At 72.4% G+C, this 26,373-nt stretch carries 17 protein-coding genes; 5 read left to right on the top strand and 12 right to left on the bottom strand.

Annotated elements, in window-relative coordinates; all coding sequences use genetic code 11:
• Window positions 1–35: 35 nt before the first annotated feature.
• Complete coding sequence (locus tag EVS81_RS10150; RefSeq protein WP_205879313.1) at window positions 36–1,223, top strand: ROK family transcriptional regulator; 1,188 nt, start codon at window positions 36–38, stop codon at window positions 1,221–1,223.
• 140 nt (window positions 1,224–1,363) lie between these two features.
• On the opposite strand, the gene EVS81_RS10145 is transcribed toward EVS81_RS10150, so the two are convergent.
• From EVS81_RS10145 to EVS81_RS10130, 4 genes are all read right to left on the bottom strand, one after another.
• Window positions 1,364–2,329 (bottom strand): aldo/keto reductase, encoded by a 966-nt coding sequence (locus EVS81_RS10145; protein ID WP_130110292.1) that lies wholly within the window; start codon window positions 2,327–2,329, stop codon window positions 1,364–1,366.
• 124 nt (window positions 2,330–2,453) lie between these two features.
• Window positions 2,454–3,335 (bottom strand): glycerophosphodiester phosphodiesterase, encoded by an 882-nt coding sequence (locus EVS81_RS10140; RefSeq protein ID WP_130110291.1) that lies wholly within the window; start codon window positions 3,333–3,335, stop codon window positions 2,454–2,456.
• 395 nt (window positions 3,336–3,730) lie between these two features.
• On the bottom strand, window positions 3,731–5,989 hold the full coding sequence (locus EVS81_RS10135) for an ATP-dependent Clp protease ATP-binding subunit (RefSeq protein ID WP_130110290.1): 2,259 nt from the start codon (window positions 5,987–5,989) through the stop codon (window positions 3,731–3,733).
• 261 nt (window positions 5,990–6,250) lie between these two features.
• On the bottom strand, window positions 6,251–11,047 hold the full coding sequence (locus EVS81_RS10130) for an NAD-glutamate dehydrogenase (RefSeq protein ID WP_240739805.1): 4,797 nt from the start codon (window positions 11,045–11,047) through the stop codon (window positions 6,251–6,253).
• 139 nt (window positions 11,048–11,186) lie between these two features.
• On the opposite strand from EVS81_RS10130, the gene ddaH reads away from it, so the two are divergent.
• Window positions 11,187–11,957, top strand: a complete 771-nt coding sequence (gene ddaH, locus EVS81_RS10125) for a dimethylargininase (RefSeq protein ID WP_130110288.1) — start codon at window positions 11,187–11,189, stop codon at window positions 11,955–11,957.
• A gap of 106 nt (window positions 11,958–12,063) precedes the next feature.
• Here ddaH and EVS81_RS10120 read toward each other — a convergent pair whose 3' ends face one another.
• The 3 genes from EVS81_RS10120 to EVS81_RS10110 all read right to left on the bottom strand — a co-directional run bounded on the left by EVS81_RS10120 (window position 12,064) and on the right by EVS81_RS10110 (window position 15,218).
• On the bottom strand, window positions 12,064–13,095 hold the full coding sequence (locus EVS81_RS10120; protein WP_130110287.1) for an FUSC family protein: 1,032 nt from the start codon (window positions 13,093–13,095) through the stop codon (window positions 12,064–12,066).
• Window positions 13,096–13,230: 135 nt separating this feature from the next.
• Window positions 13,231–14,013 (bottom strand): polyphosphate--glucose phosphotransferase, encoded by a 783-nt coding sequence (gene ppgK / locus EVS81_RS10115; protein ID WP_130110286.1) that lies wholly within the window; start codon window positions 14,011–14,013, stop codon window positions 13,231–13,233.
• Between the two features lie 32 nt (window positions 14,014–14,045).
• A complete protein-coding gene (locus tag EVS81_RS10110) occupies window positions 14,046–15,218 on the bottom strand; it encodes an acetyl-CoA C-acyltransferase (protein WP_130110285.1) in 1,173 nt (390 codons plus the stop codon).
• Between the two features lie 195 nt (window positions 15,219–15,413).
• On the opposite strand from EVS81_RS10110, the gene EVS81_RS10105 reads away from it, so the two are divergent.
• Complete coding sequence (locus EVS81_RS10105) at window positions 15,414–16,736, top strand: D-alanyl-D-alanine carboxypeptidase family protein (protein WP_130110284.1); 1,323 nt, start codon at window positions 15,414–15,416, stop codon at window positions 16,734–16,736.
• Between the two features lie 100 nt (window positions 16,737–16,836).
• On the opposite strand, the gene EVS81_RS10100 is transcribed toward EVS81_RS10105, so the two are convergent.
• From EVS81_RS10100 to EVS81_RS10085, 4 genes are all read right to left on the bottom strand, one after another.
• Window positions 16,837–18,081 (bottom strand): M20 family metallo-hydrolase, encoded by a 1,245-nt coding sequence (locus tag EVS81_RS10100; protein ID WP_130110283.1) that lies wholly within the window; start codon window positions 18,079–18,081, stop codon window positions 16,837–16,839.
• 104 nt (window positions 18,082–18,185) lie between these two features.
• Complete coding sequence (locus EVS81_RS10095) at window positions 18,186–19,841, bottom strand: amidohydrolase (RefSeq protein WP_130110282.1); 1,656 nt, start codon at window positions 19,839–19,841, stop codon at window positions 18,186–18,188.
• Window positions 19,842–19,850: 9 nt separating this feature from the next.
• Window positions 19,851–21,557 carry a thiamine pyrophosphate-dependent enzyme gene (locus EVS81_RS10090; RefSeq protein WP_130110281.1) on the bottom strand — a complete coding sequence of 569 codons (1,707 nt, stop codon included), beginning with the start codon at window positions 21,555–21,557 and terminating at the stop codon, window positions 19,851–19,853.
• A 139-nt stretch (window positions 21,558–21,696) separates the two neighbouring features.
• Window positions 21,697–23,028: an MFS transporter gene (locus EVS81_RS10085; RefSeq protein ID WP_130110280.1), complete on the bottom strand. Its 1,332-nt coding sequence runs from the start codon at window positions 23,026–23,028 to the stop codon at window positions 21,697–21,699.
• Between the two features lie 156 nt (window positions 23,029–23,184).
• Between EVS81_RS10085 and EVS81_RS10080 the strand changes: the two genes are divergently transcribed.
• A complete protein-coding gene (locus EVS81_RS10080) occupies window positions 23,185–24,357 on the top strand; it encodes a PucR family transcriptional regulator (RefSeq protein WP_130110279.1) in 1,173 nt (390 codons plus the stop codon).
• A 50-nt stretch (window positions 24,358–24,407) separates the two neighbouring features.
• Window positions 24,408–24,770: a TFIIB-type zinc ribbon-containing protein gene (locus EVS81_RS10075; protein WP_130110278.1), complete on the top strand. Its 363-nt coding sequence runs from the start codon at window positions 24,408–24,410 to the stop codon at window positions 24,768–24,770.
• A 200-nt stretch (window positions 24,771–24,970) separates the two neighbouring features.
• On the opposite strand, the gene EVS81_RS10070 is transcribed toward EVS81_RS10075, so the two are convergent.
• Window positions 24,971–26,323 carry a M20/M25/M40 family metallo-hydrolase gene (locus EVS81_RS10070; RefSeq protein ID WP_130110277.1) on the bottom strand — a complete coding sequence of 451 codons (1,353 nt, stop codon included), beginning with the start codon at window positions 26,321–26,323 and terminating at the stop codon, window positions 24,971–24,973.
• Between the last annotated feature and the right edge of the window lie 50 nt (window positions 26,324–26,373).

Raw genomic sequence — 26,373 nt, 5'->3', positions numbered from 1 at the left:
CTGTTATCAACTTTCATCTGTGATTTACTGAAAGTGTGACTCTGCCCCATCCGGTGAACGGCTCCGCGATCTCCACGGCGGGCGGGCTCCTGCAGCTCCTGAGGGACGGGCGGCCCCGCACGCGGGCGAAGCTCGCGCAGATCACCGGGCTCTCCCGCCCCACGATCACCCAGCGCATCGATCAGCTGCTCGACCTGGGCCTCATCGCCCCGGTCGAGGACGCGGCGTCCACCGGCGGCCGCCCGTCCTCGCAGATCGCCTTCAACCCCCGCGCGCGGGTCGTGCTGGCCGCCGACCTCGGTGCGCTGCACGCCCGTGTCGCGGTCACCGATCTCGACGGCGAACTGCTCGCGGAGGTCTCCTCCCCGCGCGACATCGCCGAGGGGCCCGAGGCGGCGATGACGTGGATCCTGCGCGCCGCGCAGACCCTGCTGCCCGATCTCGGGTACACGGCGGACCACGTCGCCGGCATCGGGATCGGGGTGCCCGGCCCCGTGGAGTTCTCCACCGGCCGGCCGATCAACCCGCCCATCATGCCCGGGTGGGACCGCTTCGACATCCCCGCCGCGATCCGGGCCGAGATCGATGCCCCCGTGCTCGTCGACAACGACGTCAACATCATGGCGCTGGGCGAGCTGAGCACCTCCTGGCCCGGCGTCACCGATCTCATCTTCGTGAAGGTCGCCAGCGGCATCGGCGCCGGCGTCATCTCGGGCGGCACCCTGCGCCGCGGGGCCCACGGCGCGGCCGGCGACATCGGGCACGTCGCCCTCGCCCGCGCCGCCGACACTCCGTGCCCCTGCGGCAACCGCGGCTGCATCGAGGCGGTGGCCTCGGGCCGCGCCCTCGCGCGGGCGCTGAGCACGCCGGAGCGACGCATCGAGCGCCCGAGCGAGGTCGTCGCGCTCGCGAAGAGCGGCGACGTCGCGGCGATCCAGGCGATCCGGCAGGCCGGCCGCGATATCGGGGAGGTGCTGACCGCCTGCGTCAGTCTCATGAACCCGTCGACCATCGTGATCGGCGGCACCATGGCGCAGGCGGCCGAGCACCTGGTGGCCGGAGTGCGCGAGGTGGTCTACGCCCGCTCGATCCCGCTCTCCACCGAGCACCTGACGATCGCGCCGTCGCGCGCCGCGGCGAACGCCGCGATCCTCGGCGCTGCGCAGCTGGCGATCGACGCGGCGCTCTCGCCCGAGCGCATCACGGCCGCTCTCGGCGGGTGAGCGCGGTGGCCGCTCCGGGTTTCGATTTCGACTCCGGCTTCGCCTCTGCTTGATCAGCGGGAGCAGACCCGTACCGCCGGTTGGGCGAGCGCTGCGAGTCGACACCCCGGGCTCCGCTCGCTCACCCGGCGAGGGTGCCCCTACGCCGACGCAGCGGTGAGGTCCGCGATCTCCTCCGGGGAGAGCTCGAGCGACAGCGCCGCGAGCAGCGCGGGCAGCTGCTCGGTATTGCGCGCGCTCGCGATGGGCGCCGCGACCGTGGGCTGCTGACGCAGCCAGGCGAGCGCCACCGATGCGACGGGCGCGCCGTGCGCCGTCGCGACCGCGTCGAGGGCGTCCAGCACTGCGCGCCCGCGATCGTCGAGGTAGGCTGCCGCCCCCTCGGCGCGGGCGCTGGCGCCGGGAGCGGTGGCGTCGGCCGCCTCGCGGTACTTGCCGGCGAGGAACCCCTTCGCCAGCGAGTAGTAGGGGAACACCGCGAGCGACTCTTGCGCGGCGACCTCGCGCAGACCGTTCGTCTCGAAGTCGCGCTCCACGAGGTTGTAGTGCGGCTGCAGGGCCACGGGCAGGTGGTAGCCGCCCTCGCGCGCGATGCGGAACCACTCCGCGATGCGATCCGCCGTGTAATTGGAGACGCCGATGGCGCGCACCTTGCCCTCGTCGACGAGGCGGGAGAAGGCAGCCACCGTGTGCTCGAGCGGGGCCTCCGCATCGTCGAAGTGGGCGTAGTAGAGGTCGATCCGGTCGGTCTGCAGCCGTCGCAGCGATGCCTCGGCGGCGGCCTGCACGTTCGCCGCTGCGAGCCCCGTGAACTCGGGGTGCGTCGACACCTTCGTCGCGATGACCACGCCGTCGCGATCCCGACCCGACGCGAGCCACTGACCGATGATCGTCTCGGACTCGCCGCCGGAGTTCCCCGGCACCCAGTGGGAGTAGCCATCGGCAGTGTCGACGAAGTCTCCGCCGCCCGCGACGAAGGCGTCGAGCACGGCGAACGAGGTCTCGCGATCGGCGGTCCAGCCGAATACGTTGCCGCCGAGCGCGAGCGGCGCGATCTCGATCCCCGAGTCGCCGATGACGGTGCGGGCCTGTGTCTGTGTGCTCATCGCTGCAGTGCTCCTTCGGAATGGGGTGCCGGATCCGATCCGACGCTACCAGCCGCGCCGCGACCTGCGGCCCGCGTGACGCTGTGAGACGGCGGGCCGCGGTCGGGCCGCGGTTGGGCGCCGGTCAGGCCGCGTCGCGCCAGACGGCCAGCCGCACCGGGTCGTCGGTGACGACGAGGTCGACGCCCCGCCGGCTCGCCTGGTCCCAGCGCTTCTCGGTGTTCAGTGTGTAGACGAGCGACCCGATGCCGACGGCGCGCAGTCGCTGCAGCAGCTCGGGGCGCCGGTCGTACAGCTTGGTGCGCGCACCCACGGCCGAGACCTGCAGCTCCGTCGCCTGCTGCACGGTGCCCTCGTCCCACTCCCGGGTCAGCAGCACGCGCGCGAACTCGGGCGCCACCTGCTGCAGACCCTCCAGCGTCGGCGTCTCGAAGGACTGCAGCGCCACGCGATTGACCATGTACCGCGACCGCAGCAACTCGGTGACGGCCTCCAGCTGCTCGATCGCCCACTCCCCCTTCAGCTCGACGAGCGCGCGCGTGGTCGACGGTTCGAGCGCGTCGAGGAACTCTTCGAGCGTGGGCACGACCTCGCCCGCGAACTCGGGCGAGAACCAGCTGCCGGCGTCGAGCGCTCGGATCTCGTCAAAGCTGCGGAGTGCGACGGGGCCGCTGCCGCTCGTGGTGCGGTCGAGCGTGGGATCGTGCATGAGGATCGGCACCCCGTCGGCCGTCAACTGCACATCCGTCTCGACGAACTCGACGCCCCGATCGATGGCGACCCGCATGGCGGCGAGCGTGTTCTCCGGGGCGATCGCGGCGGCTCCGCGGTGCGAGATGATGCCGACCGCGCCGTCGCGGTGCAGGGCGCCGTGCATCTGCATGCTGCTCGCGGCCGCCGCGTGCGGGGTGGCCCCCCAGAGCACCAGCAGCAGGGTCGTGAGCGTCCATGCGAGCAGCCCGGTGCGCAGCGCACCGCGCCCCCAACCGGTGGCCGCATCCCTCATGCCGGAGCCTCCTCGCGCCGCGCTTCGTCGCGCGGTGCCTCACAGCATAGCGAAGTTCGTTACCGTTTTGTGATCTTTCTGCGCGGGGGCACGGAGGCGGGCTCGAGCGCTTCCGCGCAGGCGCCCCCGCCCCTCCCGTGGCCCCTGCGCTACGCGCGCCAGTAGTTGCGGCCTCGCGGCTGTTTTGGTGACATCAACTGACGCGCGAATGCGGGTGGGGCACGGGAAGGGCGTACGACGAGGGGCGGGGCGGGAGCAGCGCGGGAGGGGGCGCGGGTGCGGCGCGGAGCCGGGGCCTGCCCCGGGACCGGAGCCGGGGCAGAGCCCGGAACCGGGGCGCCGCGGATGCGACGACGCCCCGTCCCGCGAGATGCGCGCGGGACGGGGCGTCCGGATCAGTCGTCGAGCAGCTCAGCCTCGATCACGTCATCGGGACCCTCGCCGCTCGCGCCCGCGAACCCGGGCGAGCCGACCGAGGCGGCGGGCGCCGATCCCGCGCTCTCGAGCACGAGGCCGTCGCCGTCGGCCGCCACGTCGACGCGCACCGCGTCGCCGTCGCGCACCTCGCCCGAGAGGATCGCCCGCGCCAGACGATCATCGATCTCGTGCTGCATGAGGCGGCGCAGCGGGCGGGCGCCGTAGATCGGGTCGTAGCCGCGCGATGCGAGCCAGGCCCGCGCCTCGGGCGTGACCCCGAGGGTAAGCCGCCGATCCGACAGCCGCAGCTGCAGCCGGTCGATCGAGAGCTCGACGATCTGAGCGAGATCGGCCTCCGAGAGGGGGCGGAAGATCACCATCTCGTCGAGCCGGTTGATGAACTCGGGCTTGAACGCGCGACGCACCGTCTCGCGCACCGCGTCCTCCTTCTCGCCCCACCCCATCTCGGGATCGATGAGGTACTGGCTGCCCAGGTTCGACGTGAGGATCAGGATCACGTTGCGGAAGTCCACCGTGCGGCCCTGCCCGTCGGTGAGGCGGCCGTCATCGAGCACCTGCAGCAGCACGTCGAACACCTCGGGGTGAGCTTTCTCGACCTCGTCGAGCAGCACGACCGAGTAGGGGCGGCGGCGCACCGCCTCGGTGAGCTGGCCGCCCTGCTCGTAGCCGACGTACCCCGGAGGGGCGCCGACGAGCCGGGACACCGAGTGCTTCTCGCCGTACTCCGACATGTCGATGCGCACCATGGCGCGCTCGTCGTCGAACAGGAACTCGGCGAGGGCCTTCGCCAGCTCGGTCTTGCCGACACCCGTGGGGCCGAGGAACAGGAAGGAGCCGGTGGGACGGTTGGGATCCGCGATACCCGCCCGCGTGCGACGCACCGCGTCGGCCACCGCCCGCACGGCGTCGCCCTGGCCGACGAGCCGCTTGCCCAGCTCCTGCTCGAGCGCGAGCAGCTTCTCCGTCTCGCCCTGCAGCAGGCGGCCGACCGGGATCCCCGTCCAGGCGGCGACCACACCGGCGATGTCCTCGTCGGTCACCTGCTCGTTGACCATGCGCGGCTCGCCGCCCACCTCGTGCGAGAGCTCGGCGTTCTCGGCTTCGGCGATCTGCTTCTCGATCGCGGGGAGTTCGCCGTAGAGCAGCCTCGACGCCTTCTCGAGGTTGCCCTCGCGCTGCGCCACCTGGGCCTCCATATTCAAGCGGTCGCGCTTCTCGCGCAGCTCGCCCACCCGGTTGAGTGAGGCGCGCTCCTGCTCCCACCGGGCCTCGAGCACGTCGAGCTCGGCCTGCTTCGCCGCGAGGTCCTCCTGCAGTTTCGCACGGCGCTCCTTCGAGGCGGCGTCCTTCTCCTTCTTCAGCGCGAGGTCCTCGAGCTTCATGCGATCGACGGCACGGCGCAGCTCGTCGATCTCGACCGGCGCGGAGTCGATCTCCATGCGCAGTCGCGAGGCCGCCTCGTCGATGAGGTCGATGGCCTTGTCGGGCAGCTGACGGGCCGTGATGTAGCGGTTCGAGAGGCCGGCCGCGGCGACAAGCGCCGAGTCGGCGATCGTCACCTTGTGGTGCGCCTCGTATCGCTCCTTCAGTCCGCGCAGGATCGCGATCGTGTCCTCCACCGAGGGCTCGCCGACGTAGACCTGCTGGAAGCGCCGCTCGAGCGCCGCATCCTTCTCGATGTACTCCCGGTATTCGTCGAGCGTGGTCGCGCCGATGAGCCGCAGCTCACCGCGGGCCAGCATGGGCTTGAGCATCTGCGAGGCCGCCACCGACGACTCGCCGCCGCCGGCGCCCATGAGCGTGTGGAGCTCGTCGATGAACGTGATGATCTTGCCGTCGGAGTCCTTGATCTCCTGCAGCACGGCCTTCATGCGCTCCTCGAACTCGCCGCGGTACTTCGCACCCGCGATCAGCGCCGAGATGTCGAGCGAGATGAGCTCCTTGTCCTTCAGCGACTCGGCCACGTCGCCCGCGACGATGCGCTGAGCGAGCCCCTCGACGACGGCGGTCTTGCCCACGCCGGGCTCGCCGATCAGCACGGGGTTGTTCTTCGTGCGCCGGGTGAGCACCTGGCTCACCCGACGGATCTCGCCGTCACGCCCGATGACTGGGTCGAGCTTGCCCGACCGGGCCTCCTCCGTGAGATTGACGCCGAACTGCTCGAGCGCCGACTGCTGCTCCCCCTCGCCCTGAGCGGGCGTCCAATTCGCCTGCATGGTCCTCCTCCGACTGCGGGCGGGGTGCGTCCCCGCCGATCCTGCGGGCCGGGGGCGAGGGCGCCTCCCGGCCCGACACTCAAACTTGAGTGATGATGACTCAAGTTTACCGCGAAGCGGCGCGCAGCGCTAGGTGTAGTGTCCGGGGACGGCGCGGCGGAGCGGCAGCGCGGCGGAGCGGCAGCGCAGCGGGAGCGGCAGCGCAGCGGGAGCGGCAGCGCAGCGGGAGCGGCGGCGCAGCGGGGGCGGCGGCGCCGCGGCTCAGCGCACGAGCGACCGCAGCCGCCGCAGCGCCACCGACAGCGTCGCGAGACCCGCGTCGGCATTCGAGCACACCGCGTCGAGCGCCTCCTCGAGCACGCGCCGGCCCGACGCGGCCCCCTGCTCGAGCCACGCGTCGATGCGCTCGCCCGCCGCGCCCGCCTCGGTCTGCTCGAGCACCGATGCGGTGAGCCCGATCATCACGGCGTAGAGGTCGTCGCGCATCGCGGCGCGCGCCATCGACCCCCAGCGATCGTCCTGCGGCAGGGCGGTCACCCCGCTCAGCAGCTCGTCGAACCGCATGCGGGACGAGAGGTCGAAGTACACCTCGGTCACCTCGTCGAGGCTCCAGTCGCGCACCCGCGACTGCTCGACGATGTCGAGCAGCGGGAGCGAGGCCAGCAGCCCGGCACCGCGGCGCGCGAGCGCGGCGGGCACCCCCGCGTCTTCGAGCTCGGCCACGCGGGCCTGGAAGCGCTGCAGCTCCTCGCCCTGCAGCAACTCGCCCAGCGTTCCCGAGAGGCGCGCGACGCGCTCCTGGAACAGCTCGATCTCAGCACCGATGTCGATCGTGCCGGCACGGTGGTGCACGAACCAGCGCGTGGCACGGTCGAGCAGCCGGCGGAACGTGAGATAGAGATCGGTCTGCACTGCGGCGGGCACGACCGTGTCGGTCGCCTCGACGGCGACGACGAAGCCCTGCAGGTCGAAGACCTCCCGCGCGACGACGTAGGCGCGGGCGATCTGCCGACTCGACGCGCCGGTCTCGTCGGCGGCCCGGTACGCGAACGTGATGCCGCCCCGGTTGACCATCGAGTTGACGACCGAGTTGACGATGATCTCGGAGCGCAGGGGGTGCGACGCGAGATCCTCGGTGTAGCGCTCGCGGATGGGGCCGGGGAAGTAGTCGGCCAGGGTGCGCGCGAACCACGGATCGTCGGCGAGGTCGGTGGCCGCGAGATCGGCCTTCAGCGCCAGCTTGGCGTAGGCCACGAGCACCGCGAACTCGGGGCGGGTGAGCCCGCGCCCCTCGGCGATGCGCGTCTGGATCTCGGTCGTGCTCGGCAGGAACTCGAGCTCGCGATCCAACTCGTCGCGCTTCTCGAGCCACTCGATCAGCCGCTCGTGCGACGGCAGCATGTCCGCGGCGTTCTCCCGAGAGTTGCCGAGGAGCACGTTCTGCTCGTAGTTGTCGCGCAGCACCTGCACGGCCACCTCGTCGGTCATCGACCGCAGCAGTTCGTCGCGGGCCTCGCGGTCCAGCCGGCCGTCGCGCTCCACAGCGCCGAGCAGGATCTTGATGTTCACCTCGCGGTCGGAGGTGCCCACGCCCGCCGAGTTGTCGATCGCGTCGGTGTTGATCCGCACCCCCGAGAGCGCGGCCTCGATGCGGCCGCGCTGGCTGACCCCGAGATTGCCGCCCTCGCCGACCACCCGCACGCGCAGCTCGTCGCCGTCGACGCGGATGGCGTCGTTGCCGCGGTCTCCGATCTCGGCGTTGGTCTCGGTGCTCGCCTTGATGTAGGTGCCGATGCCGCCGTTCCAGAGCAGGTCGACCGGGGCCAGCAGCACGGCCCGTTTCAACTCGGCCGGCGTCAGTGACGCGGTCGCAGCGTCGAGCCCGAGCGCGGCGGCCATCTCGGGGCTCACGGGGATCGACTTCGCCGACAGCGGGAACACCCCGCCGCCCGCCGAGATGAGCGTGCGGTCGTAGTCGTCCCACGACGACCCCGGCAGCTGGAAGAGCCTGCGGCGCTCGGCGAACGACGCGGCCGCGTCGGGATCCGGATCGACGAAGACGTGCCGGTGGTCGAACGCGGCGACGAGGCGGATGTGCTCCGAGAGCAGCATGCCGTTGCCGAACACGTCGCCCGACATGTCGCCGATGCCGACCGCGGTGAAGTCCTGCGTCTGGGTGTCGTGGCCCAGCTCGCGGAAGTGCCGCTTGACCGATTCCCAGGCGCCGCGGGCCGTGATGCCCATGCCCTTGTGGTCGTACCCGGCCGAACCGCCCGACGCGAAGGCGTCGCCCAGCCAGAAGCCGTACTCCTCGGAGATGGCGTTCGCGATGTCCGAGAACGAGGCGGTGCCCTTGTCGGCCGCGACGACGAGGTAGGGGTCGTCGCCGTCGTGGCGCACCACTCGCTCGGGCGGCAGGATCTCGCCGCCGTCGCGGTTGTCGGTCACGTCGAGCAGGCCCCGGATGAAGGTGCGGTAGGCGGCCTTGCCCGCCTCGAGCCAGACGGCGCGGTCGGTGGGCGGCGGCAGCCGCTTCGCCACGAATCCGCCCTTCGAGCCGGTCGGCACGATCACCGCGTTCTTCACCATCTGCGCCTTGACGAGTCCCAGTACCTCGGTGCGGAAGTCCTCGCGCCGGTCGCTCCAGCGCAGGCCGCCGCGGGCCACCTTGCCGAAGCGCAGGTGCACACCCTCGACCTCGGGCGAGTAGACCCAGACCTCGGCCATGGGGTGCGGCTTCGGCAGGCCGGGCACGCGCGCGCAGTCGAGCTTCATCGACACCCACGGCTTCGCGCCGCCATCGGCGGCCGGCTGGTAGAAGTTGGTGCGCCAGGTCGCCTCGATGACGCCGATGATCGAGCGCAGGATGCGATCGTGGTCGAGGCTCGACACGTCGTCGAGCGCCCTGCGCAGCGACGCCCCGAGCTCGGCGGTGCGGGTCTCGCGGTCTCCGCCCTCGCGGTCTCCGCCCTCGCGGCCGCCCTCGGTGTCGACCGCGGGATCGAAGCGCGCCTCGAACAGCCGCACCAGATCCGCCGCGATGCCGGGATTCTCGATCAGCGCCTGCTCGATGTACTCCACCGAGAAGGCCGATCCGATCTGCCGCAGATACATGCTGATCGCGCGCAGGATCACGATCCGGCGCCAATCGAGGCCGCCGAGCAGCACCAGTGCGTTGAGGCGGTCGCTCTCGGCCGCGCCGGTCCACACCGCGTGGAAGGCCTCCTCCAGTTCGGCGCCCCACGCGGGGTCGTCCCACAGCTCGGGGCCGGAGGCCACGAGGCCGAAATCAGAGATGTGCCTCGTGCCGTCGCCCGCGATCGTGACGACGTAGGGGCGCTCGTCGACCACATCGACACCGAGATCCGTGAGCACCGGAAGCACCTGCGTCAACGGGTACTCGTGGCGCGAAGCGACGGTGAGGTACCTCTTGCCGCCCTCGTGCTTCTCGGGCTCGTAGAGGTGCACGGCGAACTCGTCACCGCGCTCGAGACGCTCGAGCAGCACGATGTCGCCCACCGCGTCCTCGGGCACCACGTTCTCCTTGTAGGCCTCGGGGAAGGCATCGGCGTAGCGGCTCAGCAGCGCGGCCGCCTCCTCTTCCTCGAACCTCTGGTGGAGCGCGTTGACGAGCCCCTCGTCCCAGCCGCGGATCGCCGCCTCCAGGCGCGGCTGCAGCTCGGCCTCGGCGACCGCGGGCAGCGTCTCGCCCTTCGGCACGCGCACCACGAAGTGCAGCTGCGCGAGCGGGGAGTCTCCCACGCGGGTGGTGTGATCCACCTGATCCGCCCCGAAGGCCTCGCGCAGCAGCGCCTCGATGCGCAGTCGCACCGTGGTGTTGTAGCGATCCCGGGGCAGAAACACGAGCGCCGACACGAAGCGGCCGAACTCGTCCTGGCGCAGGAAGATGCGGGATCGCCGGCGCTCGCGCAGGCGGCTGACCTCGCCGGCGACGGCCAGCAGGTGCTCCGGGCTGTCCTGGAACAGCTCGTCGCGCGGATACTGCTCGAGCACCTGCAGCAGGTCCTTGCCCGAGTGCGAGTTGGGGGTGAAACCCGAGGCGTCGAGCACCGCGCGCACCTTGGTCGCCGCGATCGGCAGGGTCAGCACCGACGAGGCGTAGGCGACCGAGGTGAACATGCCGAGGAAGCGGCGCTCGCCGGTCACGTTGCCCGCCGCGTCGAAGATGCGCACCCCGATGTAGTCGAGGTACACGTCGCGGTGCACGGTGGCCCGCGAGTTGGCCTTGGTGATCGTGAGCAGTCGCGGATCCCGAGCCGTGCGCTGCGCCTCCGGCGTCAGCTTGGCGATCGCCGCCGCCGACTTGCGCAGGATGCCGAGGCCCGTGTGCGGCAGGGCGCGCAGCACCTCCTCGCCGTTCTCCCCGGTCTCGAGCGCGTGCTCCCGGTAGCCGAGGAAGGTGAAGTTGTCCTCGGCCAGCCAGCTCAAGAACTCCACCGCGGGGGCGATCTCCGACCGGTCGACCGTGGCCGGTGCCGCCGTGCGCAGATCGGTGACGATGTCGAGGCACGCGCGGCGCATCGCCTGCCAATCGTCTACCGCGGCGTGAACGTCGCCCAGCACGACCCGCAGTCGCTCCTCGAGCTCGGCACGGCCCTCCTCGGTGGGCACGCGGTCCACCTCGAGGTGGATCCAGGACTCGAGATCGCCGCCGTGGGCGTCGACCTCGACCAGCGCGCCCTCCTCGTCGCGGCGCACCGAGACGACCGGGTGCATCAGGAGGTGCACCGAGAGCCCCTGCCGGGCGATGGCGGCGGCCACGGAGTCGACCAGGAAGGGCGAGTCGTCGGTGCAGATGTTGACGATCGTGCGACGCGACGTCCAGCCGTGCTCGCGCAGCGTGGGGGTGAAGACCGACACCAGGGTCTCCCGCTCCGCGCGCTGCTCGGCGAGCAGGCGCATCGACTGCGCCGCTCCGACCACGTCGCGCGGTTCGCGCTCGCGGAGATCCTCCTCGTCCACCTGCCCGATCAACCGCTCGATTCCCGGTCTGACCGCGGGATCGAGCCCCTCGATCTCCTCGCGAATCTCGTTCATTCCGGTTGCACTGCTCATGAAGCCCGTCATCCCGCCTGAGGTCCGTGAGGGCCGCGGCCGGCCCACTCACGCCCAGCATAACCCGGTGCCCGCTACGCTGGGGGGAGATCCCGTCCGGAGACCCAGAGGAACCCCAGGCATGTCCCGAATCGCCCTCGTGCGCCAGCCCAGCTCATTGCTCGACGACGGCATCGTCGACCACATCGAGAAGGTCTCCGTCGACCTCGAGCGAGCCCGCGAGCAGTGGCGCGGATACGTCTCGGCCCTGCAGCTGCACGGCTGGGAGACGATCGAGGTCGACCCCGCGGACGACTGCCCCGACTCGGTGTTCGTCGAGGACACGGTCGTGATGTTCCGCAACGTGGCGGTGATCAGCCGGCCGGGCGCCGACAGCCGCAAGCCCGAGACCGAGGGAACGCGCCGCGCACTCGCGCAGCTCGGCTGCCCGATCGCCGAGATCCGCGAACCCGGCACGCTCGACGGCGGCGACGTGCTGAAGGTCGGCGACACCGTCTATGTGGGCCGCGGCGGACGCACCAACGCCGAGGGCATCGCGCAGCTGCGCCGCATCCTCGCCCCGCTCGGAGGCCGCGTCGTGGCGGTGCCGGTCACGAAGGTGCTGCACCTCAAGACCGCGGTGACCGCGCTGCCCGACGGCACCGTGATCGGCTACCCCGACTACGTCGACACCCCCGCGCTCTTCGACCGCTTCCTGCCCGTGCCCGAACCGCACGGCACCGCGGTCGTGTGCCTCAGCGACTCGGAGCTGCTCATCTCGGCCTCGGCCCCGCGCACGGCCGAGATGCTGCGGGATCTCGGCTACACCGTCGCCGAGGTGGCCATCTCGGAGTTCGAGAAGCTCGAGGGCTGCCCCACCTGCCTCTCGGTGCGGGTGCGCTGCCTGGACTGAGGGGCCGCGGGCCCCGGATCGGGCGGAGCCGGGCCGAGGCGAGCGGAGGCGAGGATCGGGCGGAGCCGCGGGCCGGGCGGAGCCGCGGACCGGAATCCGCCCGGCGTCAGGCGCCGCGCCGGTGGATCAGGCCGGTGAGCACCGCGAGGCCCGATCCGAGCGCCGTGTCGACCACTCGCTCCCCGGCGGCGTGCGACACATCCGGGGTGCCGGTGGCCGCCGCGGTCATGAGCAGCACGAGCGGCGTGATGCAGATCAACGCGAGCGCGTAGTTGCGCACGACGATGAGCTCGATCCCGAACTGCAGCAGCATGAGCAGGGCGACGAGCAGCAGCGGGATCGCGCTCAGCGGGGCCAGCGCGACCGCGAGCGCCGCTCCCAGCAGCGTGCCCACGGTGCGGTGGAGGCCGCGCCCGACCGCGAAGCCGCGCGAGGGGGTGAGGCCGATCACCGCGATGCCGGCCGAGACCGTCCAGTAGGCGCGGTGGGGATCGAGCATCGCCACGGTCGAGAGCGTGCCGATCACCGCGACGATGGCGATGCGGAGCAGCAGCTCGCGCTCCCCGGCACCGAGCCACGGCCCCGGCAGCAGCGCGCGCAACGGGCGCACCGGGCGCGCGCGCTCGGCTCGGCGCAGCAGAGGCGTCAGCGCGACCAGATAGGAGAAGAGCGAGCCGCAGGTCATCGCGGCGAGGAACGCGCCGGGCTCGGCGAGACGCGCGCCGTCGACCACCGCCGTGATGTTCGCCGCCAGGCCGTAGCTCAGCACGAAGAAGACGGGGCCGGGCGGCCCCACTCTGAACGCGAAGGCGAACGCGCTCGCGCACACCGCCACCCCGACGAGCCCTGCCGCCAGCAGCCAGGGCCACGGTGCGAGGGCCGCCCCGAGGGCCGCGCAGGCGACGAGCGCCGCAGCGACAAACGGAAGCGCCTTCGCACGTTCGGCCGCTCCGGCTCCGGCGAAGAACAGCGCGACGAACGCGCCCGCCGCGGCCTGCAGGCCGATCTCCTCGTGCCCGAGCAGTGCGAGGAGGCCGGAGGGAACGCCGATGGAGAGCGCTGCGCGGGTCGCGACCCAACGCCGCGGAGCGGGGCTCGGCGGCAGCGCGAAGAGGCTGCGCACCGCGGCTCCGCTCATCCGCGTCCGCCCTCGTCGCAGACCCGTCGCCGCCCCTCGGCGCGCTCGACCGGGCCGGCGGGCCGGCCCGTCGGGCGGATCCTGGGGCCTCTCCTCCACTCTCGTCGTCGCACGACGGGGCCGCTCGACGGCGGCCTACGCCTGCGCGGCGAGACGAGCAGCACCGATGATCCCCGCGTTGTTGCGGAAGCTCGCGGGGGCCACGGGGGCGGTGACGCCCGGGAACGGCAGGTACTGATCCGAGGCCTTGCTGATGCTGCCGCCCAGCACGAAGCGATCGGGATTCAGCACCTGCTCGAGGTGACGCAGATAGCGCGCCGCGCGATCCGCCCACTCCGCGAGCGAGATGCCCTCGCGCTCGATCACCTTCGCCGAGGCGTGGCGCTCGACGGGGACGTGCCCGTCGAGCTCCAGGTGGCCCAGCTCGAAGTTGGGCACGAGCGCGCCATCGCTGATGAGCGCCGAGCCGATCCCGGTGCCGAAGGTGAGCACCAGCGTCACCCCGGGCAGCCCGCGCACCTCGCCGAACGCCGTCTCGGCGATCCCGGCGGCGTCCGCGTCGTTCACCACCGTGCACGGAGCACCCACGGCGGCCGACAGCAGCGCCCGGGCGTCGGTGCCGATCCAGCTCGGATCGACGTTGGCCGCGCTGCGCATCACGCCGTCGCGGATCACCCCGGGCAGCGTCACGCCGACGGGGGCCCGATCCACGGCGTCGCAGCCGAGCCCCGCGAGCTCTTCGCGGATCGCGGCGACCATGGCGCCCACCTCGCGGGCGATCCCGTCGGGATGCCCGCCCGCGGGGGTGAGCACCTTGTGCCGGGAGGTGAGCTTCTCACCCGTGGCCGGGTCGATCGCCGCACCCTTGATGCCGGTGCCGCCGACGTCGATCCCGATCGCGGCTCGCTGCTGCTCCATAGCAGACGAGTGTAGCGACCCCGCAGCCTCGACTACAGTGCCCGCAGCACCAGGGCGCTGCCCTGTCCGCCGCCACCGCAGATGCCGACGGCGCCGAGCGATCCCTCGCCGAGTTCGGCGAGCTGCCGCGCCAGCGTGCCCACGATGCGCGCCCCGGAGGCGCCGATGGGGTGGCCGAGCGCGATCGCCCCGCCGTGGGGATTGACGATCGCGGGATCGAGGCCGAGCTCGCGGGTCGACTGCACGCCGACCGCGGCGAAGGCCTCGTTGATCTCGACGGCCGCGAGATCGGACGCGGAGGCATTCGACATCTTCGCGAGAGCCGCGGCGATGGCGCGGGCGGGCTGAGAGTGCAGGTGCGTGTCGGGTCCGGCGACGAGGGCCGTCGCCTCGACCCGGGCGATGGGCTCGAGCCCGAGGCGCTGGGCTGCCGACCCGCTCACGAGCACGAGCGCCGCGGCGCCGTCGGTGATCTGCGAGGCGTTGCCCGCGGTGATCGTGCCGTCCTTCGCGAATGCCGGGCGCAGACCCGCGAGCGTCTCGGCGGTCGTCTCGGGGCGGATCCCGTCGTCGGCGTCGACCACCGTGTCGCCGCGGCGCGAGGCCACCGTGAACGGGGCGATCTCGCCCGCGAAGAACTCGGCCGAGGCCGCTGCTCGCGCGTGCGACTGCGCGGCGAAGGCGTCCTGCTCCTCCCGGCTCAGGCCGAGCGGCGCGTTGCCCGCCTCGGTGAGCGCGCCCATCGCGGCTCGGTCGAAGGCGTCCGAGAGCCCGTCGTGGTCGACCGTGTCGACGAGCTGCGCCGGCCCGTACTTGGTGCCGGCGCGCAGCGGGAGCACGTGCGGCGCCAGCGACATCGACTCCTGCCCCACGGCGACCACCACGTCGGCCTCGCCGGCGGCGATGAGTCGGGCCGCCTGCGACACGGCCTCGGCGCCCGAGAGGCACACCGCGTTGAGCGTCATCGCGGGCACGGTGAGCGGGATCCCCGCGCCCACCGCCGCCTGCCGCGCGGGATTCTGCCCCGCGCCCGCCTGCAGCACCTGGCCGGCGACCACTGCGTCGACCTGCTCCGGCGCCACGCCGGCGCGCTGCAGCGCCGCGGCGATCGCGTGCGCGCCGAGCGCCGTCGCGGGCTGCGCGGCGAGCCGACCGGTGAAGCGGGTGAACGGGGTGCGGGCGTAGCCCGCGATCAGTGCGGTCATGTGCGGCCTCCTCGGGAGCTGTGGGTGCGGCGGGGCGGGAACGGCCCTCGGCTCCGCCGCCCGTCAGTGCCATCATGCCTCACGCGAACGGCCCGGACCGGGTCGATCCGGCACTGACGGCCCACGCGGCACTGTGCACGTCTGCCACTGGGAACGCACCGCAGGGCGGGCACCGGCAGCGACTAGGCTGGATCCGTGAGCAGCCCGGCCGACCCGCATCCGCGGCGCCGCATGTCGCGGCGCCGGATCCGTCGGCTCACCGCGACGCTGACCGTGCTCGCGCTCCTCCTCGCCGGCGGCTACACCGCGGCTGCCGCGCTGACGCCGCTCCCCGCGCCGATCATCGAGGCGGAGGCAGAGGCAGAGGCAGAGCCGCAGCGCACCTTCGAGGCCGACCCCGCCGCGGCACAGGCCGCGGTCGCCGCCGAGGCACTGCCCACGGCAGTCGGCTGGTTGCACGACGACGAGGTGTGGAGCAACAGCGACGCGGCTCTCCCCATCGCGAGCATCTCGAAGCTCGTGACGGTGCTCGTGGGGCTCGAGCAGCAGCCGTTGGAGGCCGGCGAGGAAGGCCCGGTGCACGTGTGGACCGCGGCGGATCGCGCACTCCAGGAGGAGTACGTCGCGCGGCAGGGCGTCGCGTTCCCGATCCCCATCGGCACGGAGGTCACCACCCGCCAGATGCTGACGCTCGCCCTCGTGCCCTCCGCCAACGACTTCGCCGCGGCCTACGCCTACTCGATCTTCGGCGACAACGACGGGTTCATCGCCGCGGTCGACGACTGGAAAGCGCGCCACGGACTCGATTCGCTGGAGCTCGTCGAGCCTACGGGCATGGACGAGCGCAATGCCGCGACCGCCTCGGACGTGCTGCGCATCGCGCGCCTCGCGCTCCGGCAGCCGGCGATCGCGGAGATCACCCGTCTCTCCAGCGCGGAACTGCCGTGGGGCATCGGCCTCGTCGAGAGCACCAATCCGCTCTTCGGCGTGACGCCCGGGGTACTCGGCGCCAAGACCGGGTACACGAGTGTCGCCGGCTACAACCTGGCCGCCGCCCGGGCGAGCGGCGCCTCGGGCCGGGATCTCGTGCAGCTGTCGGTGGTGCTCGGACGCCCGAGCCCGGAGGATCGGGTGTCCTCCAGCCTCGCCGCCCTCGACGCGCTCGACTCGGCTCCGCAGGCCGTCGACCTCGTCGCGGAGGGCGAGGAGATCGGCGCCGCGGTCACCGTCGACGACGCGCGAATACCCCTCGTGACGACCGCGGCGGCGAGCGCCGTACTCGTGCCGGGAGAGGCCGCGACGAGGATCGCCGAGCTCGAACCGCCGGACGAGGGAGCGGCCGGGCAGGCGGCGGGAACCGTGCGCGTAGAGACGCCGGTCGGCGCCGAGGAGATCCCCGTCGTCACCACCGAGGCGATCGTCGAGCCCGACCTCTGGTGGCGCCTCACGCACCCGGCGCTGGTCTTCGGCTGGGAAGAGCCGATGGATCCTGCGACTCGCTCCGCTCACGCAGGATGACGGGGGCCGCCGGTTCAGCGAAGCGCGGAGCGCTGAGTCGAAACCGCAGGCCATCGGTGTCGACTCGTCGCTGCGCTCCTCGCCGGACCGGCGGGTCGGCTCAGTCGACGAGCGCCCCCTGCGCCAGGCGCCGCACGACACCCGTGAGGTGGTCGACGCCGGCGAGCAGATCCTCGTCGCGCGTGAACTCCTTGAGGTTGTGCGAGACGCCGTCGACGCTCGGCACGAACAGCATCACCGTGGGTGCCCGGTCCTTCATGTTGGTCGAGTCGTGCCCGGCGACCGTCATCACCCGGTCGTGCGTCAGGCCGAGCTCCTCGGCCACCTCGCGCGCGAGCTCGACGCCGTCCTCGGGATAGGGATTCTGGCCCCAGCTGTGCTCGGCCACGACCTCGATCCCCACGCGATCCTCGCGCCGCACCCGCTCGACGGTCTCCATGACCCGGGCGTAGGCCGCGTCGAGCGCCTCGCTGCTTGGCGAGCGCAGGTCGAACAGCAGCTGCACCTCGCTCGCCACCACCACGGGCGAGTTCGGGTAGACGTTGATCTCGCCGCATGCGGTGTGCAGGATGCCGGGCTCGAACTCGTCGACCAGCTCGCGCGCGGCCACGATGAGGCGGGCGGCGCCGAGCAGCGCGTCCTGCCGGTCCTCCATGAGCGTCGAGCCGCTGTGCGCCTGCTCGCCCGTGATCCTGAACTCGAACTTGTGCGCGCCCCAGGTGGCGTTCACGAGGCCGATCGTCACGCCCTCCTGCTCCATGCTGCGGCCCTGCTGCACGTGGATCTCGGCGTACGAGGCGACCTCGGGCCCCTCGTATCCGCCGCGCTCGTCGATCGCATCGAGCGCGTCCCGCACGGAGACGCCGTGGGGATCCCGCGTCGCGAGCGCGTCCGTGAGCGGCATCTTGCCCGTGAACACCGAGCTGCCCATCATGGAGGGCTTGAAGCGCGACCCCTCCTCGTTGAACCAGTTCACCACCGCGAGGTTGAAGCGGGGCCGTTCACCGCAGGCCCGCAGCTCGTCGGCCACGCGGAAGCAGGCGTGCGCCGACGCCATGACCCCGTAGGCGCCGTCGAAGCGGCCCGCGGTCGGCTGCGAGTCCATGTGCGATCCGGTGAGCACGTAGGGCGCGCCCGGCACCAGCTCGAGCAGCCCGAACTGGTTGCCGATCGCGTCGCGCTGCACCGTGAAGCCGTGCGACTCGAGCAACCGCGCGAACCACTTGCGCTGCTGGCCGTCCGCCTCGCTCGCGGCCTGCCGCTCGACGCCGTTCGTGCCCTCGACCGCGCCGAAGCGGGAGTGCACGGCCCAGTCTGCGAGGAAGGAATCATCCTGCTGAGTCATTGTCGGTCCTTTCGAAGCGGGGAGGGGGTGGGGGACGCGGGCGGATCCGGGGTCCGGGATCCGGGATCCGGGATCCGGGATCCGGGATCTCAGGATCCGGGATCTCAGGATCGTGCGTCGTGGCTCAGCTCGCCGCCGAGCACGGTCGCGACGATGTCGAGCCCGGCGATGCTGGGGGCGGTGAGCGGCGAGGCCGAGAACACCGCGATGTCGGCGAGCTTGCCGCGCTCGAGGGTGCCCTTGTCGGCGAGCTGGCCCGTCGCGCGCGCCGCCCACTCGGTGTGGGTGCGCAGCGCCTCCTCGGGGGTGATCGCCTCGGCCGGGCCGAGAGCGGCGCCGCCATCCGCGATGCGGTCGACCGCCGACTGCATGCCGCGGCGGAGGTCGTTGTCGGCGACCGGCAGATCCGAGGATCCCGCGAGGATGACGCCCGCGTCGATGACGGAGCGCCCGCGGTAGAGCCAGTCGCGGCGCTCGGGACCGACGCGGTCCGCCATCTGCTCGCCGAACGAGCCGATGAATCCCGCCTGCGGCGTCACCGCCACGCCGAGGCGCCCCGCGCGCTCCACCTGATCGGGGCGCGCGATGGCGAAGTGCTCGATGCGGCACGGCACGTCGAGGCGGCCGTAGCGATCCTGCGCCTCCTCGATGATGTCGAGGGCGAGGTCGATCGCGGCGTCGCCGATCGCGTGCAGCGCGAGAGGCCAGCCGGCGCGGTAGGCGCCGAGCGCGCGCTCGCGGTAGGTCTCTGGATCGTCGAGCAGGTAGCCGCGGTTGCCGTGATTCGCATGCCCGCAGAAGTCCTCGGTGACCGCCGCGGTCGCCCCGAGCAGGGAGCCGTCGAGGAAGACCTTGACGTGCCCGAAGCGCACCGCGTCGTCGCCGAAGCCGGTGCGGATGCCGAGGTCGAGGCCCGCCCCGCGGCCCTCGCCGTGGAAGTCGGCCGCGTGCCCCTCGAGCGGCCGCAGCGCGTCGATCGCCGGCATCAGCTGGGCGCGGGCGTGCAGTCGGCCGCGCTCCGATGCCGCCTGGTAGGCCGCGACCTCGACGGGGCTGTGGCCGATCCAGCCGCCGCCCACGCCGGCCTCGGTGAAGCTCGTGATGCCCTGCTCCGCGTAGCGCGACGTCGCCGCGTCGAGGGCCTCGACCAGGCGCTCGCGCGAGTAGGGCAGCAGCAGCGCCTGCACGAGGCCCTGCGCCGCCTCCTCGACGAGACCGGTGGGCGCCCCGGAGCCGTCGCGCACCACGACGCCGCCGACCGGGTTCTCGAAGCCCGGCTCGAGCGCGCCGACGAGGCGCAGCGTCGCGGTGTTGGTGATCGACGCGTGGCCCGAGGTGTGCCGCAGGTAGAGCGGCCGGTCACCGGTGATCTCGTCGAGGCGGGCGATATCGGGGAAGCCGCCGCCGTGGTGCGCCTGATTGAATCCGGTTCCGTGCACCCAGGCATCGGGATCGCCGAGCTCGTCGAGCCGGGCGACCTCGGCCGCGATCCGCCCGTAGAGATCGTCGAGCCCGCGGGCGGTGCTGAGGTCGACCGCCGCGAGCCCCAGGCCCCACCACGCGGTGTGGCAGTGCGCGTCGATGAGCCCGGGAGTCGCCACCGCGTCGCCGAAGTCGAGCACGCGCTCGGCCTCGAGCCCGGCGAGCTCGCCGTCGAAGCCGACGATGCGCCCGCCGATGACGCCGACCGAGGTCGCGGTGGGTCGCGCGGGGTCCATGGTGAGGATCTCGCGTGCGCGGAGGATCAGATCGAGTCGCATGCGTGCCTCTCAGTTCGCAGGGGTGGATTCGACGGCCGCGATCTCGCGCGACGCCGGGGGCATGACCTCGGAGCCGATGAGCACGTGGATGAGCGCCGGGCCGCCCGCCGCGAGCGCGCGGTCGAGGGCGGGGGCGAACTGCTCGGTGGTCTCGACCCGCTCGCCGTGCCCGCCGAAGGAGGCCATCCAGGCCGCGAAATCGGGGTTCACCATGCGGGTGCCCGAGGGGCGGCCGGGGTAGTGGTTCTCCTGGTGCTGCACGATGGTGCCGTAGATGCCGTTGTCGACGACGATCACGAGCGGTGCGCCGCCGTGGGCGAACGCGGTCGCGAGCTCCTGGCCGTTCATGAGGAAGTCGCCGTCGCCGCAGACCGCCACCGCGCGGCGCTCGGGGAAGGCGAGGGACGCGGCGACCGCTGCGGGCACCGCGAGACCCATGGCGCCGTTGCGCGCGCCCACGAGGCTCGCGGGGTCGAGGTGGCGCACGAAGCGGTGCGCCCAGATGGTCGCGTTGCCCGCTCCGAAGGTGAGGATCGCCCGGCCGTCCAGCCGGTCGTCGAGCTGGCCGAACGCGACGCCGAGATCGACGCCGGCCTCGCCGGTCCCGGCGGCCGTCGACCCAGCGGACACCGTGGCGTCGGGGCGGTGCGCGGCGAAGCGGGCCTGGGCCTCGGCCCGGCCCCGCATCCACTCCTCGGATCGGGATCCGCGGGCCCCCGAGGGGTCGACGCCCGCGAGCGCCGCGACGAAGCCGGCGGGGGCCGCGAGGATCTGCTGGTCGATGCGGCCTGCGTGCTGGACGGCCTCGGGGTCGAGGGAGACGAGCACGGTCTCGGCGTCGAAGCCGAGTGTGTAGCCGTCGCTCAGCACGTCGGAGCGGGAGCACCCGACGAAGACGAGCACGTCGGCCGCGGCGTAGCCCGCGGCGACCGCGTCGGCGCGCCCGTATCCGAGCCAGCCGGCCCAGGCCGGGCCGTCGTGCGGCACCGCGTCGTAGGCCCGCCAGTCGCAGAAGACCGGCACGCCGGCCGCCGCCGCGAAGTCGAGCAGCTGCCGCCCCGCGCCGTCGTGCCAGCCGTCGCCGCCCGCGACGATCGCGGGGCGCTCGGCCCGGGCGAGGCGCGCGACGAGCGTCTCGAGCTCGGCCGGCGCCGGCTGCGGAGCGGGGGCCGCGATCGGCTGGGAGGGAGCCGCGTCGGTGAGGTGCACGAGCACGTCCTCGGGCAGCCCCACGACGACCGGGCCGGGCCGCCCGGCCGCGGCGATCCGCATCGCCTCCGCGGTGAGCTCGCCGGCGCGATCCGCGTCGTCGATCGTCATGACCCGCTTCGCCGTCGAGCCGAACCAGCCGGTCAGGCTGAACTCTTGGAACGCCTCGCGCTCGCGGTCGTGCACGGGCACGAGGCCCACGAACAGCACGAGCGGGGTGGCGTCCTGCCACGCCGTGTGGATCGCGATCATCGCGTTGGCGGCGCCGGGTCCGCGCGTCACCATGGCCACGCCGGGCAGACCGGTCAGACGGCCCTCGGCCAGCGCCATGAAACCGGCCCCGCCCTCGTGCCGGCACACCACCGTCTCGACGGACGAGTCGTACAGGCCGTCGAGCACGTCGAGGTAGCTCTCCCCCGGCACCGCGTACACGCGCCGCACGCCATGCGCTTCGAGCGTGCGGACGATGAGGTGGCCGGCTGACGAGGAGGTGGTGGGCGCTGACATCGGGGGCGATCCTTCCGGGAATCTGACGGCGGGTAAGTGGGGTGAGGCCGGCGGGGCGGGTGCGGCGGCGGGGCGGGCGACCCGCCGCCGTGCGGGCTCAGTGCGCGCGGCTCAGTGCGCGCGGATCAGTGCGCGCGGATCAGTGCTTGAATCCGGGCAGCTTGACGCTCATGCGCGGGGCGAGCGCACCCGCGACCGCGGTGAACAGCGACAGGAAGGCGAGCATCGCGGCGGCCGGCCACCAGTGGTTGCCCGCGGCGGCGACGAAGCCGGTGGCGAGCAGCGGGATGAAGCCGGAGAGCATGCCCGCGACGTTCTGCGCCATGCCGACACCGGTGTAGCGGGTCTTGGCCGGGAAGAGACCGGTGAGCACCGTACCCGACGCCGCGTAGGGCAGCGAGAGCGTGCCCACGGCGAGCGTCATGGCGATCACCACGAGCACCGGGACCCCCGAGGAGAGCAGCAGGAACGCGGGCACCGAGACCACGGCCGAGGCGATGCCGCCCCAGAGGATCACTCGGCTCGCGCCGTACTTCGAGCCCAGGATGCCACCCCAGATCAGCACGGGGATCTCGACGGCCGCGGCCACCATGCTGCCGAGCAGCATGAGCGACGACTCGTAGCCGAGCACGTTCACGCCGTACCAGACGCAGAACGCGGTCACGAGGTAGAACCCGCCTACGCCGAGCAGCGCTGCGGCCATGCCGATGATGATCTGCTTCCAGCTGTTGCGGAAGGTGGTGAGCACGGGGCTCTGCTCGATCTCGCCCGACTCCTCGAGCTGACGGAAGACCGGCGACTCCTCGAGCCTGCTGCGGATGTAGACGGCGACGATCAGCAGCGGGAAGGCGACCAGGAAGGGGATGCGCCAGCCCCAGGCGTCGAAGTTCTGCTGCGAGAACAGCAGCGTCATGACGAAGAAGCCGCCCGAAGAAAGGATCGTGCCGATCGGCGAGCCGATCTGGGGGATCGCCGCGTAGCGGGCGCGCAGGTGCAGCGGTGCGTTCTCGACCACGATGGTCATGGCGCCCGACCACTCGCCGCCCACGAAGAGGCCCTGCAGCACGCGCAGCAGCACCAGGAGCACCGGCGCGGCGATGCCGATGGCCGCGTAGGTCGGCAGCAGGCCGATGAGGCCGGTCACGATGCCGATGCCCACGATCGTGATCATGAGCACCTTGCGACGGCCGATCCGGTCGCCCATGCGGCCGAAGATAATGCCGCCGATGGGTCGGGCCGCGAGGCCCACGCCGAAGGTGGCGAACGAGGCGAGCGCCGCGGCCGTCGCGTTCTCGCTCGTGAAGTACTGCACGTTGAACACCAGCGCGGCGGCCGCGCTGAAGAGGAAGAAGTCGTACCACTCGAGTGCGGTGCCGATGAGGGCGCCGAGTGCGACCTTGTTGGCGTCCTTGACGCTCAGTTCCTGCGTCGCGTCGTACTCGATGGCCGACGTGTGGGTTGTCTCGCTCATACTCTCTCTCCGTCGAGGATGCGGGATCCGGGGGCGGGGCCGTCACGGTCGCAACGGCATCGCACTCCAGATTCCCAGGTGATTCGCCCTATGGATGGCACGTATCGCCACGGGAATTCGGGACAGAAGTGTGCATATGCACATATTATGAGCTGCATGACGCCGGATCACGCCCGCACCCTCAGCGACACGCCCCGCCCCGACGACCGCGACCGCTGGCTCGAGCTGCTCGACCGCCTCGACCTCGACCAGCTGACCGAGACCTTCCTGGCGCTCGTGGGCTCCGTGGCCGGCTACGATCCCCCGCCCATTCCCCGATCGGAGATGCGGCGCACCGGCCGGCTCTCGTTCAGCGCGCTCGTCGACGGCCTGCGGGCGGGCGGCTTCGACGAGGAGATCACGATCTCCACCGACGTCGGCGTCTCGCGGGCGAGGGCGGGCGTGCCGATCACCTCGCTCATGACCGCGATCCGTCACGACTTCACCGTGCTCTGGGAAGCGCTGACGCGCGTCGCCGACGCCGACGACGCCGAGCTGCTCGTGCGCCACACCGGCATCGTGCTGCGCACCGTCGACGAGTACGTGGGCCAGACCCAGCGCGCCTACGTCGCCGAGCGCGAGCGCATGCGCGAGGAGGCGGCCTCCGTGCGGCAGGGCCTCATCGCCTCGCTCTTCCAAGAACCGCAGCCCGCCGGGCAGCATCTCCGCAGCATCGCATCCGAGCTCGGCCTGCCGCCCCAGGCCCCGCTGCTCGTGGTCGCGGCGACGGAAGACGACATCGCGCCGCTGCGCGTGGCCATATCGGAGCTCGAACGCGCGGGGGCCACCGTCCACACCCATCACCTCGGAGACGCGCTCGTGGCCTTCACCCGGCCGATCGATCTGCCCGGCTCGCGCCTGGACGAGCTGGGCCGACAGCTGCTGGAGCTGCGCGTCGGAGTGATCACCGCGGCGGCCGGCATCGCGGATCTGCGGCGCTCCGCCGCGACCGCCGGCGAGCTCGCCCACCTCTTCGCCCCGGACGAGACGGGCGCGATGACCTGGAGCCGAGGGTGGGCCCGGCTCGCCGCGCGCACGCTGCTCGCGTCGGGGCGCCCGATCCTCTCCGACGTGCAGGCGGCGCTGGAGCGCTGCGGGGAGGCAGAGCGTTCCCGGCTCGAGGAGGCCGTGCGCAGCTACCTGCGCACGGGGAGCGTGAGCGAGTCGGCCGCCGAGCTCTTTTGCCACCGCAACACGCTCACGAATCGGCTGCGCCGCTTCGCCGACCTCACCGGGATCGACCCGGCGGTGCCGGAGCAGGCGGCCCGCCTCGTCGTGGGGTGGGCGTAGAGCCCCCTCCCCCGGGGATCCTTCCAGCCGGCACCGCTACAGTCAGGGATATGAACTGCCCCAGCGACGGAACCGTCCTGCTCATGAGCGAGCGCCAAGGAATCGAGATCGACTACTGCCCGCAGTGCCGCGGCGTGTGGTTGGATCGCGGCGAACTCGACAAGATCCTCGAGCGCGCGCAGATCGAATCCGAGGCGCAGGCTCCGCCCGCCGCACCGGCTCCGCAGCAGTACGCGGACCCGCGCATGGACCGCCCGCGCCCCGACGACCGGCGCTACTCCGACGATCGGCGGTACTCCGATGACCGACGCTACTCCGACGATCGGCGCTATTCCGACGACCGGCGGTCGAACGATCCCCGCTATCGCAAGAAGAAGAGCCCCTTCGAGTTCCTGGGCGACTTCTTCGAGTAGTCGCTCCGCCGGGTGAGCGGAGCGCAGCGGATTCGAAGCCCGGGCCGTGGTGTCGACTCGCCTCCGGCTCGCTCACCCCGTGGGAGGGATCCGCCCCCTCCGTCATCCTGCGCGAAGAGAGCGCAGCGAACGCAGTCGCAGGATCCACGCGAGCGGGGCGTCGACGCGCCTCCGGCTCGCTCACCCCGTGGACGGCCCACTCACTCGACGACGAGGCCCCCCACCCGCTCCGCGACGATCAGCCGCAGCGCGGCCAGCGACAGCTCGACCGATTCCACGTCGATGCGCTCGTCGTTGCCGTGCACGCCCTCGCGGTAGCGCTCGTAGGTCCAATCGGGCCCGAGCAGACCGAAACCATAGGCCGGGATCCCGAGTTCCCGCAGCACCCTGGCATCCGATCCTCCCGCCGCCATGATGGGCACGACCGGCGCGCCGGCGACCGCGCCCACCGCCCGCTCGATCGCGGCGAACAGCGGTTCCCGCGCGCTCGAGGCGGTGGCCGCCCAGCCGCGCAGGTGCTGGATCTCGACCTCGTCGATGAGCGGGCCGAGCACCGCGGCGAGCAACTGGTCGACGTCGGCGTCGCTGGTGCCGGGCAGCGTGCGGATGTCGAGGTCGATGGTGCCGACCGCGGGGATCACATTGTGGGTCATGCCCGCCCGCAGCACGGTGGGCGACAGCGTGATGCGCGACACGGCGTGCGCGTACCCCGCGATGCCGCCGAGGTGCGGCAGCGCCGCGTCGATGCTCACGGGATCGCGCAGGCGCTCGGCGAGTGCGGGGTCGCCGATGCGCGCGGCCACGAAGGCGTCCCAGAGCTCGCTCGGCTGCGCCGCCGGCGCCACCTCGCCCAGGCGCTGCAGCACCTCTCCCACGCGGTAAGCCGCGCTCGCGGCGCCGTAGGGGATCGACGCGTGCCCGGGCTTGCCGCGTATCACCAGACGGCGACCGGCCGAGCCCTTCTCGGCGACCTCGATCGCCACGTGCGCACCCATGCGCATGCCCCCCGACTCGGAGAGCGCCTCGCTCACCCGCATCGCATCCGGGTGCTCGCGCACGAGCCAGTGGATCCCGTACTCGCCTCCGGCCTCCTCGTCGGCGACGGCCAGGAGCACCAGGTCTCCGCGCGGCCGTTCGGGCGCGAGCGCCGTCTCGCGCAGCACTGCGGCGAACGCGGCGGTCAGGTAGAGCATGTCGACCGCGCCGCGGCCCCAGATCTCGCCGTCGATGAGATCGCCACCGAACGGATTGCGGGTCCACCCCTCCGGGTCCACCGGCACCACGTCGAGGTGCCCGAGCAGGCCGAGCGACGGCGCCGACGGGTCGGTGCCGCGCACCCGCGCGATCAGCGATGCGCGCCCGGGCGCCGATTCGAGCACCTGGGTCTCGATCCGACCGGCCGCGACCGCAGGGGCGAGGAAGCGCTGCAGCACGCGCACGCTGCGGATCTCCTGGCCGGAGTCGGGGCGTCCGTCGTTGACGCAGGCCTCGCGGATGAGCGCCCTGAGCAGACCGACCGCGTCCGACTCCTGAGCTCCGCCCCCATCAGACACCGGTCTCCACCTCCGCTCGCATCGGGCCCCGCCCGCTCACGCCTCTACCC

The sequence above is a fragment of the Leucobacter triazinivorans genome, from assembly GCF_004208635.1.
Lineage (GTDB): Bacteria > Actinomycetota > Actinomycetes > Actinomycetales > Microbacteriaceae > Leucobacter > Leucobacter triazinivorans.
The sequence above is the reverse complement of the archived record's forward strand: the minus strand, read 5'-3'. Positions and strand labels throughout refer to the sequence as shown.

What these genes read in the sequence shown, in the direction of transcription:
- EVS81_RS10145 (WP_130110292.1), bottom strand. Translation starts at nt 2,329, where the DNA reads ATGAGCACACAGACACAGGCCCGCACCGTCATCGGCGACTCGGGGATC.
- EVS81_RS10095 (WP_130110282.1), bottom strand. Translation starts at nt 19,841, where the DNA reads ATGCGACTCGATCTGATCCTCCGCGCACGCGAGATCCTCACCATGGAC.
- EVS81_RS10130 (WP_240739805.1), bottom strand. Translation starts at nt 11,047, where the DNA reads ATGAACGAGATTCGCGAGGAGATCGAGGGGCTCGATCCCGCGGTCAGA.
- EVS81_RS10135 (WP_130110290.1), bottom strand. Translation starts at nt 5,989, where the DNA reads ATGCAGGCGAATTGGACGCCCGCTCAGGGCGAGGGGGAGCAGCAGTCG.
- ddaH (WP_130110288.1), top strand. Translation starts at nt 11,187, where the DNA reads ATGTCCCGAATCGCCCTCGTGCGCCAGCCCAGCTCATTGCTCGACGAC.
- ppgK (WP_130110286.1), bottom strand. Translation starts at nt 14,013, where the DNA reads ATGGAGCAGCAGCGAGCCGCGATCGGGATCGACGTCGGCGGCACCGGC.
- EVS81_RS10090 (WP_130110281.1), bottom strand. Translation starts at nt 21,557, where the DNA reads ATGTCAGCGCCCACCACCTCCTCGTCAGCCGGCCACCTCATCGTCCGC.
- EVS81_RS10140 (WP_130110291.1), bottom strand. Translation starts at nt 3,335, where the DNA reads ATGAGGGATGCGGCCACCGGTTGGGGGCGCGGTGCGCTGCGCACCGGG.
- EVS81_RS10080 (WP_130110279.1), top strand. Translation starts at nt 23,185, where the DNA reads ATGACGCCGGATCACGCCCGCACCCTCAGCGACACGCCCCGCCCCGAC.
- EVS81_RS10120 (WP_130110287.1), bottom strand. Translation starts at nt 13,095, where the DNA reads ATGAGCGGAGCCGCGGTGCGCAGCCTCTTCGCGCTGCCGCCGAGCCCC.
- EVS81_RS10110 (WP_130110285.1), bottom strand. Translation starts at nt 15,218, where the DNA reads ATGACCGCACTGATCGCGGGCTACGCCCGCACCCCGTTCACCCGCTTC.
- EVS81_RS10100 (WP_130110283.1), bottom strand. Translation starts at nt 18,081, where the DNA reads ATGACTCAGCAGGATGATTCCTTCCTCGCAGACTGGGCCGTGCACTCC.
- EVS81_RS10085 (WP_130110280.1), bottom strand. Translation starts at nt 23,028, where the DNA reads ATGAGCGAGACAACCCACACGTCGGCCATCGAGTACGACGCGACGCAG.
- EVS81_RS10075 (WP_130110278.1), top strand. Translation starts at nt 24,408, where the DNA reads ATGAACTGCCCCAGCGACGGAACCGTCCTGCTCATGAGCGAGCGCCAA.